Annotated in this window: 15 protein-coding genes; 3 read left to right on the forward strand and 12 right to left on the reverse strand. The window is 70.1% G+C overall.

Annotated elements, in window-relative coordinates; all coding sequences use genetic code 11:
* Positions 1-189 precede the first annotated feature (189 nt).
* The 6 genes from ISU10_RS18345 to ISU10_RS18370 all read right to left on the reverse strand — a co-directional run bounded on the left by ISU10_RS18345 (position 190) and on the right by ISU10_RS18370 (position 7,412).
* Positions 190-1,596, reverse strand: a complete 1,407-nt coding sequence (locus tag ISU10_RS18345; protein ID WP_194697883.1) for a choice-of-anchor D domain-containing protein — start codon at positions 1,594-1,596, stop codon at positions 190-192.
* 103 nt (positions 1,597-1,699) lie between these two features.
* Positions 1,700-2,335 (reverse strand): DUF1684 domain-containing protein, encoded by a 636-nt coding sequence (locus tag ISU10_RS18350; RefSeq protein WP_194697884.1) that lies wholly within the window; start codon positions 2,333-2,335, stop codon positions 1,700-1,702.
* Positions 2,336-2,363: 28 nt separating this feature from the next.
* Positions 2,364-2,576, reverse strand: a complete 213-nt coding sequence (locus ISU10_RS18355; protein WP_194697885.1) for a formate dehydrogenase subunit delta — start codon at positions 2,574-2,576, stop codon at positions 2,364-2,366.
* Entirely contained in the window at positions 2,576-5,434 is a 2,859-nt protein-coding gene (fdhF, locus tag ISU10_RS18360; protein ID WP_228501303.1) for a formate dehydrogenase subunit alpha, read from the reverse strand. The genes ISU10_RS18355 and fdhF overlap by 1 nt, the downstream gene beginning before the upstream one ends.
* Positions 5,431-6,960 carry an NADH-ubiquinone oxidoreductase-F iron-sulfur binding region domain-containing protein gene (locus tag ISU10_RS18365; protein WP_228501304.1) on the reverse strand — a complete coding sequence of 510 codons (1,530 nt, stop codon included), beginning with the start codon at positions 6,958-6,960 and terminating at the stop codon, positions 5,431-5,433. The genes fdhF and ISU10_RS18365 overlap by 4 nt, the downstream gene beginning before the upstream one ends.
* Positions 6,957-7,412 (reverse strand): NAD(P)H-dependent oxidoreductase subunit E, encoded by a 456-nt coding sequence (locus ISU10_RS18370; protein ID WP_194697887.1) that lies wholly within the window; start codon positions 7,410-7,412, stop codon positions 6,957-6,959. The genes ISU10_RS18365 and ISU10_RS18370 overlap by 4 nt, the downstream gene beginning before the upstream one ends.
* Before the next feature lie 306 nt (positions 7,413-7,718).
* On the opposite strand from ISU10_RS18370, the gene ISU10_RS18375 reads away from it, so the two are divergent.
* The 3 genes from ISU10_RS18375 (at position 7,719) to ISU10_RS18385 (ending at position 12,543) form a co-directional block, all read left to right on the forward strand.
* Complete coding sequence (locus ISU10_RS18375) at positions 7,719-9,164, forward strand: serine hydrolase (protein ID WP_194697888.1); 1,446 nt, start codon at positions 7,719-7,721, stop codon at positions 9,162-9,164.
* A 134-nt stretch (positions 9,165-9,298) separates the two neighbouring features.
* The gene (locus ISU10_RS18380; protein WP_194697889.1) at positions 9,299-9,895 is read left to right on the forward strand and encodes a VOC family protein; all 597 of its coding nucleotides are present in this window, start codon (positions 9,299-9,301) and stop codon (positions 9,893-9,895) included.
* A gap of 131 nt (positions 9,896-10,026) precedes the next feature.
* The gene (locus ISU10_RS18385) at positions 10,027-12,543 is read left to right on the forward strand and encodes an FAD-dependent oxidoreductase (protein WP_194697890.1); all 2,517 of its coding nucleotides are present in this window, start codon (positions 10,027-10,029) and stop codon (positions 12,541-12,543) included.
* Between the two features lie 104 nt (positions 12,544-12,647).
* Here the strand turns inward: ISU10_RS18385 and ISU10_RS18390 are convergent, their stop codons facing one another.
* The 6 genes from ISU10_RS18390 to ISU10_RS18415 form a co-directional block, all read right to left on the reverse strand.
* Positions 12,648-13,475, reverse strand: coding sequence for a hypothetical protein (locus ISU10_RS18390; protein WP_194697891.1), 828 nt, complete (start codon positions 13,473-13,475; stop codon positions 12,648-12,650).
* 4 nt (positions 13,476-13,479) lie between these two features.
* Positions 13,480-14,001, reverse strand: coding sequence for a SigE family RNA polymerase sigma factor (locus ISU10_RS18395; RefSeq protein ID WP_194697892.1), 522 nt, complete (start codon positions 13,999-14,001; stop codon positions 13,480-13,482).
* Positions 14,002-14,099: 98 nt separating this feature from the next.
* The gene (locus ISU10_RS18400) at positions 14,100-15,029 is read right to left on the reverse strand and encodes an SIS domain-containing protein (RefSeq protein ID WP_194697893.1); all 930 of its coding nucleotides are present in this window, start codon (positions 15,027-15,029) and stop codon (positions 14,100-14,102) included.
* A complete protein-coding gene (locus tag ISU10_RS18405) occupies positions 15,026-15,979 on the reverse strand; it encodes a phosphotransferase (protein ID WP_194697894.1) in 954 nt (317 codons plus the stop codon). The genes ISU10_RS18400 and ISU10_RS18405 overlap by 4 nt, the downstream gene beginning before the upstream one ends.
* Before the next feature lie 4 nt (positions 15,980-15,983).
* Positions 15,984-17,306 (reverse strand): glycosyltransferase, encoded by a 1,323-nt coding sequence (locus ISU10_RS18410; RefSeq protein ID WP_194697895.1) that lies wholly within the window; start codon positions 17,304-17,306, stop codon positions 15,984-15,986.
* A complete protein-coding gene (locus ISU10_RS18415; RefSeq protein ID WP_194697896.1) occupies positions 17,303-17,926 on the reverse strand; it encodes a TetR/AcrR family transcriptional regulator in 624 nt (207 codons plus the stop codon). Before ISU10_RS18415 ends, ISU10_RS18410 begins: the two co-directional genes overlap by 4 nt.
* Positions 17,927-18,074 lie beyond the last annotated feature (148 nt).

Below are 18,074 nucleotides of genomic sequence, written 5' to 3' on the forward strand. Positions count from 1 at the left end.
GCCAACCCCAAAGCCTTCGTGTGGACCAAGACAGCCGACGAGATCCTCGCCAAGCTCGGACGACTTATACGACGAACTTCAAATCCGGGTCACTAGCGCGCCCTCCTCAACCAGCGGAGCCGGCGCTAGCGCGCCCTCCTCAACCACCGGGGAGACGGCGCTAGCGCGACCAGCGACCCCGGTCGCCGGTCAGCGCTGCAGGACCAGCTTGACCCACTTCCACTTCGTACGCGCAAGCCCGTCGTCGGGTTGGAAGGTGACCCTCGCCCTGACGGGTAGCTCTCCCAGGAGCGCGAGTCGGGCATACATCCAGGGCTTGAGCGCCACGGAGAGGCTGGTCGTCGGACCGCTGACGACCTTGCCCTTGTGCTTGATGCCGTTCCCGCGGAGCTCGAGCACTCCCGGGCCTGGGATCGCCACGAACAGCTTGGCCGTGCCCTCGCGCTTGTTGCGCGTCACCTTGACGAAGCTGAACTGGTTGCTCACGGCGGTGCCCGTGATCGGCAGCTCGTACTCGCCGATGTTCATCGTCAGCACCAGCGTGGCCTCACGGGGACCGGCCGCACCGGGCCGGAACGAGATGCCGATGGAACACGTGACACCCGGGGCCACCTGTGCTCCGCACGTCGAGGAGGAGACGAAGAAGTCCGAAGCCTGCGGGCCGCCGATGCCGAGGCCGCTGATCAAGAGCGGAGCGGTTCCGATGTTGCGCATCGTGATGGCCTGGGGGTCGCCCAGGCGGCCCACCGTGCCGGTCCCGAACTCCACGGAGCCGGGGGTCCATTCGGCGACGGCCACCACGGGAGTGATCTCGATGAGGGGTACGCCGGTCGTGTCCGTCGTGATCACGGCCGACGGGTCGCCCGGGGCCGCGCTCGAGCCCGAGCCACCCGCGGCGCCGACCGACCCTGCGCCGCCGCCACCGCCGCCGTAGAGACCGCCACCGCCGCCACCTCCACCGGCATCAGCGCAGAGCCCGTCGCCGGCACCGGCGCCGCCCGTGCCCACGCCACCGTCGTCACCGTTTGCGCAACCGGTCGACGTGCCTCCTGTGCCCCCGGCTTCCTGCCCTGCCTCGCCGCCGTTGCCCGCGCTCCCCGATGCGTTGACGCACACCTCGTTGGCGCCGCCGCCACCACCGCCCATGGCCACGACCTGGCGGGTGTCCAAGGAGCCGACCTCGTCTGCGGGCGCGAGCCGCACGTCGGTGGCACCGCCGCCGCCGTGGGCGCCGAAGCCGCCGGCGCCACCACCGTTGAAGCCACCCGCGCCACCTGCGCCGCTCACCTCGTCGGCGGTGCCTCCCGGTCCGCCGACCTCGAGGTAGAGCACATCGACGCCCTGGACCGGGATCGTGGCCGTGACGTCACCGCCGTAGAAGAAGCCGCCGCCAGGGTTGGGGCAGCCACCCGGTGCGCCCACCGCGTGGATGACCAGCGCCTGGGTCCCCTGAGGGACGTAGTACACCTGCTCGCCACCGGTCGCCTGGTAGGTCGTGGTGTCCGGCACGGCCTGGGCGGTCGTCACCGGCAGAGCCGCAAGTGTCGAGGAGGCGAGGACGGCCAGGACAAGGGCAACGACGCGGCGAGCAGACATCAGCGACCTCCGGGGTTTCGGACGGGTGGACAGCCTCCGCCGTGCGATGAGCGCCGAGTCGCCTGTGGATCCTGTCGCGCTCCGCTCGCAGCGTCGAGGTGCGCTAGACAGCCTTGACGCCTGCCGTGGTCCGCGTGTGCAGCTCACCCACCGGCACGACCGTCTGGACGCGGTTGCCGGGCGGAGGCAGTGGGCAGGCCCAGGCCGGGTCATAGGCACACGACGGCGCGTAGGCGAAGTTCAGGTCCACCACGAGCTGGTCGCCGTTGCTGCCGAGGTCGGCGCCCTTGACGGTGTCGAGCAGGTAGCGCCCGCCGCCGTATCCGCCGCCCGGCTTGCCGCACCCGCCGTCGTGCATGGGCACGAACACCCCACCGGCATACGACGTCAGCCTCCACACCGAGAGGTCGCCGACTCCGGGCAGGCTCACGGTCCCGAGCTGCACGAAGGGCACCACCCCATCCGTGCCCGTCTGCACCTCCCAGGGCGTCGGCTCGCTCGGCCGCAGCTCGACCTCGAAGCGCCACGCCTGGTCGTACGGCGCCACGTCCAGACCGCGGAACCCCTGGCGCTCCTCGAGGGGCACGGGAGAGGCAGGGTGATGGGCGAACAGCTCGTCGCGCTCCTCGCGCCATCTGCTGTGCGCGGACTCCGGATCCGGGTCAGCGCGTACGGCGGCGTAGATCGCGAAGACCCGGCGTCGCCAGTCGACGATGTCGAGGGGGTCGTAGGAAGCCATCTCCTCGAACCTACCCAGCGGGTTCGGCTCAGCCGGCCACCAGCCGGCCGACCGCGTCGACGAGCAGCGGCTCGAGGCTGTCGTCGCCGGCGGCCACGAGGGCCTCGAGGGTGTGGCGCATCCGGGGCTCCCAGAAGTTCTCGATGTGGCGGGCGATCGCCGCAGCCGCCTCGGCGGGGGGCAGGTTGGCGAACTGCTGTGCGATCTGGTTGCCCATCCGCACCTCGGGCGGCACCGTCATCATGCGTGGGTCTCGGCCGGCTCGCGGGTCTGCGCGACCGCCTCGTCGCCGCGGGCGTTGGCGACACCGACCTGGACGGCCGTCACCTTGTACTCGGGGCAGTTGGTGGCCCAGTCGGAGTTCTCGGTCGTGACCACATTGGCACCGGTCACCGGGTGGTGGAAGGTCGTGTAGACGACGCCCGCCGGCATCCGCTCCGAGACCTGTGCCCGCAGGGTGGTCGACCCGACCCTGCTCGCAAGGTCGACGAGGTCACCGGTGGAGATGCCGCGCATCTCGGCGTCGGCGGGGTGGATCTCCAAGACGTCCTCGGGGTGCCAGGTGTTGTTCTCGGTGCGTCGGGTCTGGGCGCCGACGTTGTACTGGCTCAGGATGCGGCCCGTGGTCAGGATCAACGGGAACTTGCGGGTGGAGCGCTCGGTGGTCGGCACGAAGACGGTCTCGACGAGCAGGCCCTTGCCGCGCACGAAGCCGTCGACGTGCATGATCGGCGTGCCGGTCGAGGTCGTGTCGAAGACTGGCCACTGCATCGAGCCGACCTCGTCGAGCCGGGCGAACGAGACGCCGGAGAACGTGTGGGTCGTCGCCGCGATCTCGTCCATGATCTCGGCGGCCGAGTCGTAGCGCATGTCCTCGTAGCCCATCGCCCGGCCGATCGCGCAGGTGATCTCCCACTCGTCCATGCCGACCTTCGTGGGGAAGACCGGACGCACGCGGTTGATCCGGCGCTCGGCGTTGGTGAACGTGCCGTCCTTCTCGAGGAACGACGTGCCGGGCAAGAACACGTGGGCGAAGCGCGCGGTCTCGTTGAGGAAGAGGTCCTGGACGACGATGAGGTCCATCGCCCGCAGCGCGGCCTCGACGTGCTGGGTGTTGGGGTCGGACTGCGCGATGTCCTCGCCCTGGATGTAGAGGCCGCGGAAGGTACCGGCGAGCGCTGCGTCGAACATGTTGGGGATGCGCAGTCCGGGCTCGGGGTCGAGGGTCCTGCCCCAGAGCTTCTCGTAGATGCCGCGTACGTCGTCGAGCGAGACGTGACGGTAGCCGGGGAACTCGTGGGGGAAGGACCCCATGTCGCACGAGCCCTGCACGTTGTTCTGGCCGCGCAGCGGGTTGACGCCGACGCCCTCGCGCCCGATGTTGCCGGTGACCATGGCCAGGTTGGCCATGCCCATCACCATCGTCGAGCCCTGGGAGTGCTCGGTGACGCCGAGGCCGTAGTAGATGGCGCCGTTGCCGCCCGTCGCGTAGAGCCTGGCGGCGGCTCGCAGCTCCTCGGGCGCGATGCCGGTGATCTCGGCCGTCGCCTCGGGCGAGTTGGACGCGTCGGCGATGAACGCGAGGTAGTCGTCGGCGTCCTCGCAGCGCTCGCGCACGAACTCCTCGTCGTGGAGGCCCTCGGTCACGATCACGTGGGCCATCGCGTTGACGAAGGCGACGTTGGACCCGGGCAGGACGGGGAGGTGGTGTTCGGCCTCGACGTGGGGACTGCGGACCAGGTCGATACGGCGGGGGTCGGCCACGATCAGCCGCGCACCCTCACGCAGCCGCTTCTTCATCCGGGAGGCGAAGACCGGGTGGGCGTCGGTGGGGTTGGCGCCGATCAGCAGGATCACGTCGGCCTTCTCGACCGAGCGGAAGTCCTGCGTGCCGGCCGAGGTACCGAAGGTCTGCTTGAGGCCGTAGCCGGTGGGGGAGTGGCAGACCCTGGCACAGGTGTCGATGTTGTTGTTGCCGAAGGCCGCCCGCACCAGCTTCTGGACGACGTACACCTCCTCGTTGGTGCAACGGCTGGAGGAGATGCCGCCGATCGCACCGACGCCGTGCTCGGCCTGGATCGCCTTGAAGCCCTCGGCGATCTTGGCGATCGCCTCGTCCCAGGAGACCTTGCGCCACTCGTCGTCGATGCTCTCGCGCACCATCGGCGACAGCTGGCGGTCCTTGTGGGCGGCGTAGCCGTAGGCGAACCGGCCCTTCACACAGCTGTGGCCCTCGTTGGCGCCGCCGCTCTTGGACGGCACCATGCGCACGACCTTGGACTCGGCGCCTTCGCCTTGCACCTCGGCGCGGAACGAGCAGCCGACGCCGCAGTAGGCGCAGGTCGTCTCGACCGACCGGGTCGGCATGCCGAGCTGGACGATCGACTTCTCCTGCAGCGCGGACGTCGGGCAGGCCTGCACGCAAGCCCCGCACGACACGCACTCGGAGGCCAGGAAGTCGGTGCCACCGGCGGAGATCTTGGAGTCGAAACCGCGTCCCTCGACGGTCAGGGCGAAGGTGCCCTGGATGTCGGCGCACGCCCGCACGCAACGGGAGCAGACGATGCACGAGGAGGAGTCGAAGGAGAAGTAGGGGTTGGACTCGTCGACCGCATGGACGTGGGCCACATCGGTGCGGGTCTCGGGCCGGCCGTAGCGGACCTCGGCGGCACCGACCTGCACGGCCATCGCCTGGATCTCGCAGTTGCCGCGCGCGCAGCCGTCGCAGTCCTCGGGGTGGTCGGAGAGGTAGAGCTCCATGACGTTCTTGCGCAGGTCGCGCACAGTCTCGGACTGGGTGCTGACCACCATGCCGTCCGAGCACGGTGTGGTGCAGGAGGCCGGCACACCGCGCGCCCCGTCGACCTCGACCAGGCACATCCGGCACGACCCGAACGCCTTGAGGGAGTCGGTCGCGCACAGCTTGGGGATGCTGACCCCGGCCTCGGTCGCCGCGCGCAGCACCGAAGTGCCGGCGGGTACGTCGACCGAGCGGCCGTCGATGGTCACCGACACCGTGTCGACTGCCGCTCGGATCGCCGGGGTGCCGAAGTCGACCTCCGGGTCCCAGATGCTCGGCAGGTCCATCTGTGCGGTCATCCGGGTGCAACCTCCCGCTCGAAGTCCTCAGGGAAATGCTTGATGGCGCTCTGCACCGGCATCGGCGTCAGCCCGCCCATCGCGCACAGGGATCCCTTGGTCATGGTGTCGCACAGGTCGTCGAGCAGCACCAGGTTTGCCTGCACGTCCTGACCCGCGATGATCCGGTCGATCGTCTCCACGCCGCGTGTCGAGCCGACGCGGCACGGGGTGCACTTGCCGCACGACTCGATCGAGCAGAACTCCATCGCGAACCGCGCCATCCGCGCCATGTCGACGGTCTCGTCGAACAACACGATGCCGCCGTGGCCGAGCATCGCGCCGGCCTCGGCCATCGCCTCGTAGTCCATGGGTACGTCGAACCCGGAGGCGGGTACGTAGGCGCCGAGCGGGCCCCCCACCTGGGCGGCTCGTGCCGGACGGCCCGTCAGCGTCCCCCCGCCGTAATGGTCGACGAGCTCGCGCAGGCTGACCCCGAAGGGCAGCTCGACGATGCCGCCCTGCTTGATGTTGCCGGCGAGCTGGAAGACCTGGGTGCCGCGCGAGCGGCCGGTGCCGAGCGCGGCGTAGGCGGCGCCGCCGTCCGCCAGGATCATCGGCACCGCGCAGAGGGTCAACACGTTGTTGACCGCGGTCGGCTTGCCCCACAGGCCGCTGATCGCGGGGATGGGCGGCTTGGCCCGCACCTCGCCGCGCTTGCCCTCGAGGCTGTCGAGCATCGAGGACTCCTCGCCACAGATGTAGGCGCCGGCGCCCACCCGCACGTGGAGGTCGAAGGAGTGTCCGGAGCCGAGGACGTCGGCGCCGAGGTAGCCGTGGGTGTAGGCCGCGTCGATCGCCCGGCGCAGAGCGGCCACGGCGTGGGGGTACTCGGATCGCACGTAGACGTAGCCCTCGGTCGCGCCCACCGCGTGGGCCGCGATGGTCATGCCCTCGATCAGCGTGAACGGGTCGCCCTCCACGACCATGCGGTCGGCGAAGGTTCCGGAGTCGCCCTCGTCGAAGTTGCACGCGACGAACTTCAGCTCCGACGCGGTCTCCAGCACCGTCTTCCACTTGATACCGGCGGGGAAGCCGGCGCCGCCGCGGCCACGCAGCCCGGAGTCGGTGACCTCCTGCACGACCTCGGCAGGCGACAGGGACAGGGCCCGCCGCAGTCCGGCCCAGCCACCGTGCGCCTCGTAGTCGGCGATCGAGGCCGGGTCGACCACGCCGACCCTCGCGAAGCTCACGCGGCGCTGCGAGGTCAGCCACGGGTGCTCGTCGACGACGCCGACGCAGCCCGGATGGTTGAGGAGGTCGCTGTGCGACCGGCTCGAAACCAGGTCGAGAACATCAGCCACCTCGACATTGGCGAACCCGATGCGGCCCCGGTCGCTCTCGACCTCCACCAGCGGCTCGAGCCAGAGCATGCCGCGCGACCCGTTGCGTACGACGCTCGCGCCGGCCGCCTCGAAGGCTGCGGCCACCTCGTCGGCACCGACCGACACCGCCGCGGCGTCGCCGGGCACGAAGACCTTCGTCAACGCCATCCCTCCGTCAGTGCGTCGATCCTGTCGGCAGACAGGCGGCCGTGCAGGCGGCCGTCAACGGTGCCCGACGGACCGAGCGCGCAGTTGCCGAGGCAGAAGACCTCGGCGATCTCGACGCCGTCCCCGAGGTCGGCAGACCGGCCTCGCGTCTCGGCGTACAGCTCCTCGGCACCTACCGACTGGCAGGCCTCGCCTCGGCACAGCGCGACCCGGTGCGCAGCCGGCGGTGTGGTGCGGAAGTCGTGGTAGAAGCTGACGACTCCGTGCACCTCGGCCACGGACAGATTGAGCACGTCCGCGATGGCCTCGACGTCCTCGCGCGCGACGTGGCCGAGCTCCTCGACCACCTCGTGGAGGACCGGCAGCAGCGGGCCGCGTTCGGTGAGGTGCTGCTGGGCGATGGCACGGACCAGCGCGACCCTGTCGGTCGCGGCGGCGGTCGTCATGAGGCTGCCCCTCAGTGGGTCCGAAGGAGGAGTGTGGCGGTCGACACATACTAGTCCGCCCAGGCGCAATTGGCTTGTGCGACGTTGCGGATGGTGCTCGATGTTGCGCATGACGCACCCAGCTAGGGCCAAGGCGGGTTTCTGACTGATCATTCAATCAGAAAGATGTCCGCTGTCGGCGGGTACTCCCGTGCAGTTGACGGGTCAAAACCCCCAAATCACCCGTCAACTGCACGGGACTACCCAGGCTTCGGCGGTATGGAGTACCCGACCATCGAGCGGTGCTCGCGGGCGTAGGGTCCAGGCGTGAGCGACGGCACGGCGGGCCTGCGCGGCGCGGTCGAACGGGAGGTCTGGCCGCTGGTCGAGCAGTTCGGGTCGACCCACGAGGTGGCCGGGCTGGCGGTCGCGCTCGTGCGTGGCGACGAGGTCGTGGTGCGCGGCTTCGGCGTCCGGGACCTCCGCTCGGGCGAACCGGTCACACCCGAGACGATGTTCCACCTGGCCTCGGTCTCCAAGCCGTTCGTCGCCACCGCGGTGGTCTCGCTCGCTCATGAGGGACGTCTCGACCTGGACGAGCCGGTCACCGCGTGGGTCCCCGAGCTCACCCTCGCCGATGGCCGGCAAGACGACGTCACGGCGCGAGGGCTGCTGAGCCATACCAGCGGGCTGCCGGACGTGTCGGAGTACGGCTGGCACGACCCGCAGCTGGGCGACGACGCACTGAGCGAGTTCGCAAGGAGCCTGACCCAGTGGCGGCTGGCCACCGACCCGGGCTCGAGGTTCTCCTACTCCAACGCCGGCTACGAGCTGCTTGGCTTGGTGCTGTCTCGCGTGAGCGGTACGACGTTCGAGGACGCCATGCGTCAGCGGTTGCTCTCGCCGTTGGGCATGGCCGCCAGCACCTTCGTGCGTGGCGAGGTGCCTGGCGAGCTCGCGTCCTCGCCGCACGTGGGGATGCCGTTGACGGTGCCCGATGCCGCCTATCCCTACACGCGGCGGCACTCGCCGAGCTCGACGATGCACGCCAACCTGGTCGAGCTGGTCCGGTGGGTCCGGGCACACTGGGAACCAGGCGGGCTCGCCGCATCCTTGGTCGACCTGATGTCCCGGCCCGTGGCCCACATCGGCGAGGCCCCGTGGGACGAGGAGCAGTCGCTGGGCTGGGCGCTGGGCACGTACGCCGGCCACCGCACCCTCAGTCACAGCGGCGCTGATCCCGGGTTCGGAACGCGTCTCGTGCTGGTGCCCGACCGTCGCACGGGCGTGGTCGTCCTGGCCAACTCCAACACCGTCCTCACCTCGGCCATCGCGTCCGTGGCTCTCGACATCGCCCTGGACGTTCCTGGTGGTCCCGGCGACGGAGCGGTCGCGCTGCGAGGCCCGTCTCCCGTCGTCAGTGCCGTCGCCCGCACCCTCGCGAGGTCGGGCCACGACGCTGCGGTCGCCGAGTACGACCGTCTCGCAGCCGAGGAACCCCCTCGCTTCGACCTCGACGACGACGAGTTCGAGAAGGCGGTCTGGGGAGCGATCGAGCTGCACCGCACGGACCTGGTCTGGCCATTGCTGCGCGTGTGGGCCGGCGTACGCCCCGACTCCTCCACCGCCTGGACGATGACCGGCTGGGCGCACCAGGTCGACGGTGACGTCGACGAGGCTCGCCGGGTCCTGCAGCACGCCCTCGACCTCGATCCCCACAACGAGGACGCCGCGCTGATCGCAGGCAACCTGTCAGCTCAGAGCCGCACGTAGCCGACACGGCATCGAGGCGATCGTCAAGGCCCGCCAAGCCGGCCTGGCCTCCGAGGACAGCACACCTCCTGAGTAGTTCCAGCGGTGGTCAGCGGCACACGTGCGCTTTACGCTTCGGCCGAGAGGAGGACGCTGTGGCCGATCGAGTAGGGGACATCATCGGGGATTACCGTGCCTTCGCAGCCAAGCAGCAAGCGAGGTTGCTCGATCGGGGCATCGACATCAGCTCCTACGCACTGAGCCACCTCGCCGTCCGTGTCTCCGAGTGGGATGACTATGTGCGCGTGCGAGATCAGCTCGAGAAGCACGCGGTCATCAACAGCGAGAACGTCTGGAACGGCCGGCCGATCTCCCTGATCGTGCTCGCCGAGCCCCTCGTGGTCCTCGATGGCAAGCAGGTTCCGCTCATCGAGCTCATCCCTCCCGTGCACCAGCGCGTCTACAAGATGGGCTTGGAACATCTCGGAGTCGTCGTCGGAGACGGCTTCGACGACTTCGTCGAGACCAACAAGCCGGTGCTGACCGGGCAGCAGTTCCAGGGGCCCAGCAGCAATCCCGACCCCGTCTACATCCTGTTCGAGGACTTCACGCACGTGAAGTTCTACCGGCTCTCCTTGCGAGCATCGGTCGAGCAGGACGCCGGACCTTTCCCGGACGGCTTCCGCCACGTCGCGGACTGGGTCCCCCAGCGGCTCGTGACCGCGACGGGACCGAACCCGTTGCCGCGCTGAACCCGGCCACGACCGCAGTGGGCGCGGATGGGTGCCCCGGTGAGTACGCCTGACGCACCTTCGTCGACGAGCCGACTCGCGCACCAACGGCTTTGATTGAACAACCAGTCAAACAGTGGCACCATGCGTCCATGTCGCTCGACGCCAGTGCCATCAACCCGTCCGCCGCCCGCGCCGAGGCGAGCAGCCAGTCCACCGGCGACCTGCCGAGCCGCGCGCAGTACGTCGTGGTCGGCGGGGGAGTGATCGGCACCTCGATCGCCTACCACCTGGCCCTGCTGGGCGCTACCGACGTCGTTCTCCTCGAGCGCAAGCAGCTGACCTCCGGTACGACGTGGCACGCGGCCGGCGAGATCGTCTCGGGCGGCACGACCGAGGACGCGCTGTGGATGGCGCGCTACTCCGCCGAGCTCTACGCGCGACTGGAGGAGGAGACCGGGCTGTCGACGGGCTTTCGCCAGTGCGGCTACCTCCAGCTCGCCACGACCGCGCGGGCCGACGAGAGCCTGCGCCGCGAGACGGCGTACATGCGCTCGGTCGGGATGACCAAGGAGGTGCTCTCGCCGCGCGAGGTCGCCGAGATGGTGCCGCTGATGCGCACCGACGACCTGGTCCGAGGGTTCTGGACGCCTGACGAAGGCCGGGCCAACCCCGTCGACGTGACCATGTCGATGGCCAAGGGCGCGCGGCAACGGGGAGTGCGGATCTTCGAGGAGACCGAGGTCACCGGGTTCACGATCGAGAAGGGCCGGGTCACGGGCGTCACGACGCCTCGCGGTGACATCGAGTGCGAGAAGGTCGTGCTGTCCGCGGGCCTGTGGGGTCGCGAGCTGGCCGCCAAGGCCGGCGTCACCGTGCCGCTCCAGGCCGCCGAGCACTACTACCTGCTCACCGAGCCGATCGCCGGCGTCACTCCCGAGAGCGTGCCCGTGATCGAGGACGGCGAGGCCTACGGCTACTACCGCGAGGAGGGTGGCGGCCTGCTGGTCGGCATGTTCGAACCCGTCGCCAAGGCATGGGCACTCGACGGCACCCCGCGCGAGAGCGCCTTCGCCGTGCTGCCGCCCGACTGGGACCGGATGGGGCCGTTCCTCGAGGTCGCCATGAAGCGCTTCCCGGCGCTCGAGGACGTCGGCATCCGCACGCTGTTCTGCGGGCCCGAGAGCTTCACCGACGACCTGTCGCCGATGCTGGGCGAGTCGCCCGAGGTCGACGGCCTCTACCTGGCGTGCGGCCTGAACTCCGTCGGCATCCTGTCCGGCGGCGGGCTCGGCCACATGATGGCGCAGTGGCTGATCGAGGGCTTCCCACCCCTCGACCTCACCTCCGTCGGCGTCGACCGGGCCCACGAGTTCCAGGCCACGCGCCAGTTCCGCGAGGAGCGCACGGTGCAGCGGCTGGGCTTCCTGCTCAACGACCTGTCCTGGCCCAACGCCCAGAACGAGCACGCACGCAACGTCCGTCGCTCGCCGTACCACTCCCAGCACGTCGCCGACGGCGCGCACTTCGTGGCGACGAGCGGCTGGGAGTACCCCGACTACTTCGCCGGCGCCGGGGTGACCCCGACCGTCAAGTGGGGCTTCGAGCGAGGCGAGCACTTCGACCGCGTGCGCGCCGAGCACCTGCAGGCACGCGAGAGCCTCGCGATGTTCGACCTCACCTTGATGTCGCACCATCTCGTGCAGGGGCCCCACGCCATGGCGGTGCTCAACCGGGTGTGCGCCAACGAGGTCGACGTGCCGGTCGGCCGGATCGTCTACACCCAGTGGCTCGACGAGCGCGGCGGCATCATCGCCGACCTCACCGTGACCCGGCAGGCCGAGGACGCCTACATGGTCATCAGCGGCGACACCATCCATCGCCGCGTGCCGGCCTGGATCCGCCGCCAGACGCGCGACGGCGAGTTCGTCACCGTCACCGACGTGACCGGCGGCTACGCACTCCTGTCGGTGCAGGGCCCGCGCTCGCGTGAGGTGCTGCAGAGCATCAGCCCCGACGACTGGTCCGACGAGGCCTTCCCCTATCTGTCGGCGCGCAGGACCGAGCTGGGCTACACGCCGTTGTGGGCACTGCGCGTGACGTACGTCGGAGAGCTGGGCTGGGACCTCCTGGTGCCGACGGAGTTCGGGGCGACGCTCTACGACCAGCTGCGCGAGGCCGCTGCCCCGTTCGGCTTCCAGCCGACCGGCGTCGGCGCGCTCGAGACGATGCGGCTCGAGAAGGCCTTCCGTGACATGGGACACGACATCGACTCCACCGATACCCCACTCGAAGCAGGGCTCGGGTTCGCGGTCGCGTGGGACAAGCAGGGCGGGTTCGTCGGACGCGACGCGCTGCTGAAGCAGAAGGAGTCGGGTCCGCTCACCAACCGGCTGGTCAACGTGCTGCTCGACTCACCCGACTACGACCTCTACGGCGACGAGCCCGTCTACTGGGATGGCGCTCCCGTCGGCCACATCCGCAGCGGCGGCTTCGGCCACTCGCTCGGTGCGGCGTGCGGCATCGCCGGCATCAGTCGCGAGGACGGCATCAAGCCTGCGGACCTCGCAGCTGGGTCCTTCGAGGTCGACGTCGCGGGCACGCGGGTGCCGGCACAGGTCTCGCTCAAGCCGTTCTTCGACCCGGAGCGGGCGCGCATCCTCAGCTGAGCGCCATGACCGAGGCGTGGCGCGCCGTCCCTTGCGGGCATGGCGATCTTGTCGTATCGGCCCGTCGCCCACGACCAGTGGGACACAGTCGCTGATCTGCGCGTTCAGCACGGCTTGAGCACGCCCAGCGACACGCACCGGGTGCCGGGCAGGCGGGTGGCGCGCAACGTCACGCCGTCGAGGGTCCAGCGCCACACGTTGACCTCGTGGCCGGCCGTCACGACCTGCCAGCTCAACAGCTGGCCGTCCTGGAAGACCGCACCGAGCTCCTCGCTGCCGGTCGAGAGACCCGCCTCACTCGCCAAGTGGGTCTCCGGTCCCGGGTCGGGGGTCGCCCGCGTCAGCCGGCCGCTCGACCAGGTCCAGACGTTGATCAAGCCGTTCTCGCCACCGCCGCTGGCCAGGACGAGGATCTCGGCGCCGCCGTTGTCGTCGAGGTCGACCAGTCCGGGGTCGAGGAAGCCGACGTACGTCGGGGTGTCGGTGAGCTGGACCCTGTCAGTCGTCGTGGCCGTCCGGACCTCGAGCCAGGTCTGCTCGGCCGGGTCGCCACCCGGAGTGCCGCGCGGCACCATCAGCCGCACGCTGTCTGGAGCGCCGTCGTCGTCCACGTCCGCCGTGCCGGTGTCGATGGGCGACAGGTCGGGGGCCGGTGATGGTGTCGGGGTCGGGGTCGGGGTCGGGGTCGCCGAGGACGGCACCGCGACATCGGGCTCGCTGGCACGGCCGGGACCCGAGGCAGCCGACCAGGCGGCGTACCCGACGACAAGTGCGGCAGCGATCCCGGCACCGGTCAGGGCCGCCGCACGGTTGCGGTTGCGCCGGGCCTCGGCGCGGATGCCCGTGATCAGGTTCGGCATCGGGTCGTGGCCGGCTACGTAAGCCAGCCGCTCGAGGGCCTCGTGGACCTCGTGCACGTCGTGGTTGGTCATGGGATCACTTCTCGTTCTCGTGGTGGGCGGCCAGCACGACGCGCAGTGACGCCAGGCCGCGCGAGGCGTTGCTCTTGACGGTCCCGAGGGAGCAGTGCATGACCTCGGCGGTCTCGGCCTCCGAGAGGTCGCAGTAGTAGCGCAGCACCACCGTGGCCCGCTGCTTGTCCGGCATCGCCTTGAGGGCGGTCAGCAGGGCCTGCGACTCGACGACACGGTCGGTCGGTGATGGGGTGCCGGCCCACGCGCTCTCCGGCACCTCGGCGACGGCGTACTCGCGGTTGCGGTGCCGACGCCACCAGGAGGTCCGCAGGTTCACCATCACGCGGTGCAGGTACGCCTCGGGCGAGGCCATCGCACCGACCCGGTCCCAACGGGGATAGACCTTCGCGTACGCCGACTGCAGCAGGTCGGCCGCGGTGTCCGGGTCACCTGCGAGGAGGAACGCCAGCCGGCGCATGCGTGGCGCCGTCGCGTTGACCCACTCCTCGAAGCCCTCGGGTCCGGCCCTCAGGTCGGGTCGCATCGTGCCCACTCGTCCTTCCACGGCCCCGGAGACGCCGGTCGGTGGGTAAAGGTTGCATCAGACCGGCACCGGGCGGGTCAGTTGGGGGTCAGGTGGGGTCAGGTGGGGGCAGCCAGCCACGCCCGGGCCGCGAGCAGCTCGGCGACGAGAGTCTCTGTGAGCAGCCGCACGTCGTCGTTGTCGTCGTGTGGGTAGCGAAGGGTGTGTGACGCGCCGGCCACCTCGGCACCGACACCGACGACCGTGCTGCCTCGTTGCGAGGTCCACCCGAGCAGCTGCGCCTCCCAGCGCGAGCCGCCGAGGAGCAGCATCCGGTAGTCGGTGGTCTTGGTGAGGTAGACGTCGACGTGGCTCCAGTCGCCGGTCTCGCAGCCGTAGGCCTGGAGGCGTGGTCCCTCCCGGAGCATCAGCGCCGACTGGTACGCCGAGGAGATGCGGCGAGCCGGCGCCACGACGTGCGTGCCATGGGGGCCCAGGAGCAGCCCTGCCAGCCGGGGGCGCCACTCATCCTCGGTCTCCAACAGGTGCTCGCTCGCCTCGGCCGCCTGCGACAGCGGGACCTCGGGGCCACCGGTCAGGTGACGGACGAGTTCGAGCAGGAGGGCGACCGTGTGCTGGAAGGACCGGCACGCCACTGCGCCGCGCTCCTCGCCTGCCTCCATCCAGACCGTGCGCGAGGCCCGCTCGGTCAGTGGGCCGGGCCTGTTGGCGATCGCGACGATCTCGGTGTCGAGGCGCTCCACGGCGTCGAGGGTCTCGGCCGAACCCGCTGATGCGGACACCGCGACGACCAGGTCGCCTGGCCCGACCGCCGGCAGGAGGTCGGAGCTCGCGAGCTCGGCGACGGCGTCGACGCCCGCCGCGCGGAGCCTGGCCGCACCGACCAGGTTGGCGTAGTGGGAGGAGCCCATCCCCAGCAGTACGACGCGTCGCGGCTGCTCGACGAAACCCCAGGCGCTGGTGAGGTCCAGCGCCCGCAGGCGTGGGGGCTTCTCGGCCAGATCGGCGAGGAACAGCTCTGGGTTCACCACCGTCCCCTTCGACGGAGGGCGGCCTCGGGCACGTAGCGCCAGCGCGGGAGGTAGGCGTCGGCGTAGTCGAGCTCGCGCTGGATCTGGTCGTCGACGTAGGTCGTCAGCAGCGACTCCTCGAGCAGCTCGCCGGCTCCGTCGCGGTAGGCGGTGAGGAACTGGGTCTGCACGTCGTCGGTCCAGGCGACCACTGCGTCCTCGGACACCTCGGGGTGGTGGTGCTGCACCACGTGCCCGACGTTCTCGAGCGAGACCAGCATCCCGGCGACGTCGTACGCCGCTGGGCGGTGCGCCACTCGCTCGGCCGGTGGCACCGTCGGGTTGCCGTCGAAGTCGATGACGTAGAGCTCGCCGGCCGGGTCGCGCAGTACCTGCCCGATGTGGAAGTCGCCGTGGGTCGCGACCGGGCCAGTGGGGGAGTCGGCGAGGGCGAGGTGCATGGCGGCGGTGACCTCGCCGAGCCTGTGCGCGAACGGGAGGCCGGGACCCGGCAGGACACCGACGGCGGCCCGTGCCTCGTCCAGGCACCAGGTCCAGCCGTCGGTGGCATCGCGGACCAGTGCCACGGCCGTGACGACGGGCACCCAATGTCCATCGGGCGTCAGCCACTCGAGGTCGAACCACACCTCGGGCATCGACTCGAAGCCGGCCTCGACCAGCCGGTGCAGGCGCTCGGGTGCCGGGTGGGGACCGACGAGTGGGGTCGTCACCCACTTGACCACCACACGGTCGCCCACGACCACCGATGAGTTGGTCTGGTCGACGTCGATCGTGCGCTCACCCGGCGGCACCGTCTCCCATGCGTGCGAGCCGTGGGCCCAGCGGAAGCCGTCGGGGAGGTCGACGCCGGTCGCCCAGCACTCGAGCAGCCGCGAGCTCGCGTCCGGACCGAGGGGCCGTGCCCGATGGCCGCCGTCTGCCAGCTCGACGACGAGGGGGAGGTCCACCGGCTCAGCCACGACCTCGGACGTGATCGAGGCCGACCCGCTCGATCACGTCGGCGCCGACCCGCAGGCCACCGCGGCTCCTGATCGCCTCGCCGGTGGCAGCCGCACGGGCGCGAAGCTCGGTGTCGGCCAGCAGTCGCTCGACCGCGCCGAGCAGCTCGTCGTCGGTGAAGCCGTAGGTCGAGAGCCGCACGCCGTATCCCGTCTCGTCGACGCGCTGCGCGTTGTCGTACTGGTCCCAGAACAGCGGCAGCACGATCATCGGCTTGCCGAAGTGCAGCGACTCGGTCGTGGTGTTGTTGCCGCCGTGGGTGATGACCAGGTCGACCTGGGGAATGATCTTGGTCTGGGGGACGATCGCGTCACCGACCATGTTGGCGGTCAGCCGGATCTCGTCGGCCCGCGGTCCCATGCTCACGACCACCCGGTGCTCGGTGGTGCCGAGCACGTCGATCAGTCGCTGCAGCAACTCGATGTCGGCCCCGCCCAGCGAGCCCAGCGACAGGTAGATCAGCGCTGCACCCTCGGGTCGCGCGGCGAACGAGTCGGGCATCTCCCACTCCGCGTCGGTCTCACGGAGGCTCGAGTCCATCCGGTGCCAGGTCGCGCCGAGGGGCCGGGCGTCGGTGTAGTCGAGCTCCTCGGGGAAGACGTAGAGGTTGGCCACCTCGGAGGTGTGGACGAAGTCGCGGGCGGGCAGCGGTGGTGCGCCCTGCTCCTGCACCCACGCGTTGAACGCCTCCCACGTCTCCTGGTGGGTGCGGTCGAACTCCGCCAGGAACGGCTCCCAACCCGAAGGGTCCGCCGCGGCATATCCGGAGAAGACCGGCGCGATGCCCGGGCCGCGGATCTCCAGCGGGTTGCACGACACGATCCGCACGAACGGCGCCCCGGATGTCACCAGCGCCGGGAACGCGACGACGTTGTCCTCGACCAGGACGTCGGGGCGGTGCTCCTCGATGATCGCCTTGAGCTGGGGCTCGGCGTACCTGGCGCCGTCGATCAACGCCTGGTACGTCGGCTGCACGAACGAGGCGAGCTGCTCCAGCGTCGGCTTGCGGAACTCGGGTGACGTCTCGTTGATGAAGTCGATCCAGAACTGGCCCGCGGCCTCGTCGGTCGCACCAGGGTCCGGCGGAGCGAGGTCGACGAGAGCCTCGACGAAGCCCAGCGGCGCGAGCTTGCCCTCCCACGACCGCTCGGCGGCGAACACGACCTTGTGACCGCGGTCGAGGAGCACCTTGCCGATGCCGATGCACTGGTTGGTCGGTCCGTGCGCCGACTCGGGCATGAACAGGACCGTCAGCTGAGTGGTCGGGTCGCTCATCGAGATGTTCCTCCTTGGTCGAGCGCGAGGGAGTGACCGGTGGCCACGCGGGCGTAGTCGAGGATGAGCTCGGCCGCCGCGAGAGTGTCGATGTTGGGGTGTCCGGCGATGATGCGGTAGCCGTAGGCATCCTCGAGCGCCACCAGGTTGCGAGCGATGGTGCGGGCGCCGTGGGTGAGGTGGAAGATCCCGCGCGCGGAGCCCTGCTCCAAGATCACCTCGTACATCGCGACCTGGCGGTCGTAGAGCGAGGTGAGCAGCGCGGCGTACACCGGCTGGCGCCCGGCAGCCCCGCCCAGCTCACAGAGCAGGCGAACCGACGCGTCGTCGCCGTCGACGGGCAGGCCGGTGCGCACCGTGACGACCAGCTTCTCGACCGGGTCGTCGAGTGCTGCCAGCGCCGCGACGCGGAGGTCGTAGAAGCGCTCCATGCCGGCCCTGTTGGCCTCCAGCAGCAGCGCCTGGACGTCGGGGAAGTGGTAGAGCACGGCACCCGAGGTGAGCCCCGCGGCCTCGGCGACGTGCACCAGCTTGGCGTCGGCTCCGTGCTCGAGCATGGCTCGCTGGGCAGCTCCGACGAGCGCATCGCGGCGGGCCTGTCGACCGGTGGACCGAGACATGCGCCTACCTTGGCATGACGCCAGCAGAATCTGAAGAGGAGTTCAAAATATTGCCGCTCGGTGGTCGACGAGCCAGCACATGATGCTGAAACCAGTCATGAGACCCCTTGCCGAATTCTGAACATGCGTGCAAAGTAGGCCGCCATCG

This window comes from Nocardioides agariphilus (assembly GCF_015352445.1).
In the GTDB taxonomy this organism is placed as follows: Bacteria; Actinomycetota; Actinomycetes; order Propionibacteriales; family Nocardioidaceae; genus Nocardioides; species Nocardioides agariphilus.

Bases quoted from the DNA above. Each gene is read 5' to 3' on its own strand.
- ISU10_RS18415 (WP_194697896.1), bottom strand. From the start codon at position 17,926: ATGTCTCGGTCCACCGGTCGACAGGCCCGCCGCGATGCGCTCGTCGGA.
- ISU10_RS18385 (WP_194697890.1), top strand. From the start codon at position 10,027: ATGTCGCTCGACGCCAGTGCCATCAACCCGTCCGCCGCCCGCGCCGAG.
- ISU10_RS18355 (WP_194697885.1), bottom strand. From the start codon at position 2,576: ATGACGGTGCCGCCCGAGGTGCGGATGGGCAACCAGATCGCACAGCAG.
- ISU10_RS18390 (WP_194697891.1), bottom strand. From the start codon at position 13,475: ATGACCAACCACGACGTGCACGAGGTCCACGAGGCCCTCGAGCGGCTG.
- ISU10_RS18410 (WP_194697895.1), bottom strand. From the start codon at position 17,306: ATGAGCGACCCGACCACTCAGCTGACGGTCCTGTTCATGCCCGAGTCG.
- ISU10_RS18350 (WP_194697884.1), bottom strand. From the start codon at position 2,335: ATGGCTTCCTACGACCCCCTCGACATCGTCGACTGGCGACGCCGGGTC.
- ISU10_RS18370 (WP_194697887.1), bottom strand. From the start codon at position 7,412: ATGACGACCGCCGCCGCGACCGACAGGGTCGCGCTGGTCCGTGCCATC.
- ISU10_RS18395 (WP_194697892.1), bottom strand. From the start codon at position 14,001: ATGCGACCCGACCTGAGGGCCGGACCCGAGGGCTTCGAGGAGTGGGTC.
- ISU10_RS18345 (WP_194697883.1), bottom strand. From the start codon at position 1,596: ATGTCTGCTCGCCGCGTCGTTGCCCTTGTCCTGGCCGTCCTCGCCTCC.
- fdhF (WP_228501303.1), bottom strand. From the start codon at position 5,434: ATGACCGCACAGATGGACCTGCCGAGCATCTGGGACCCGGAGGTCGAC.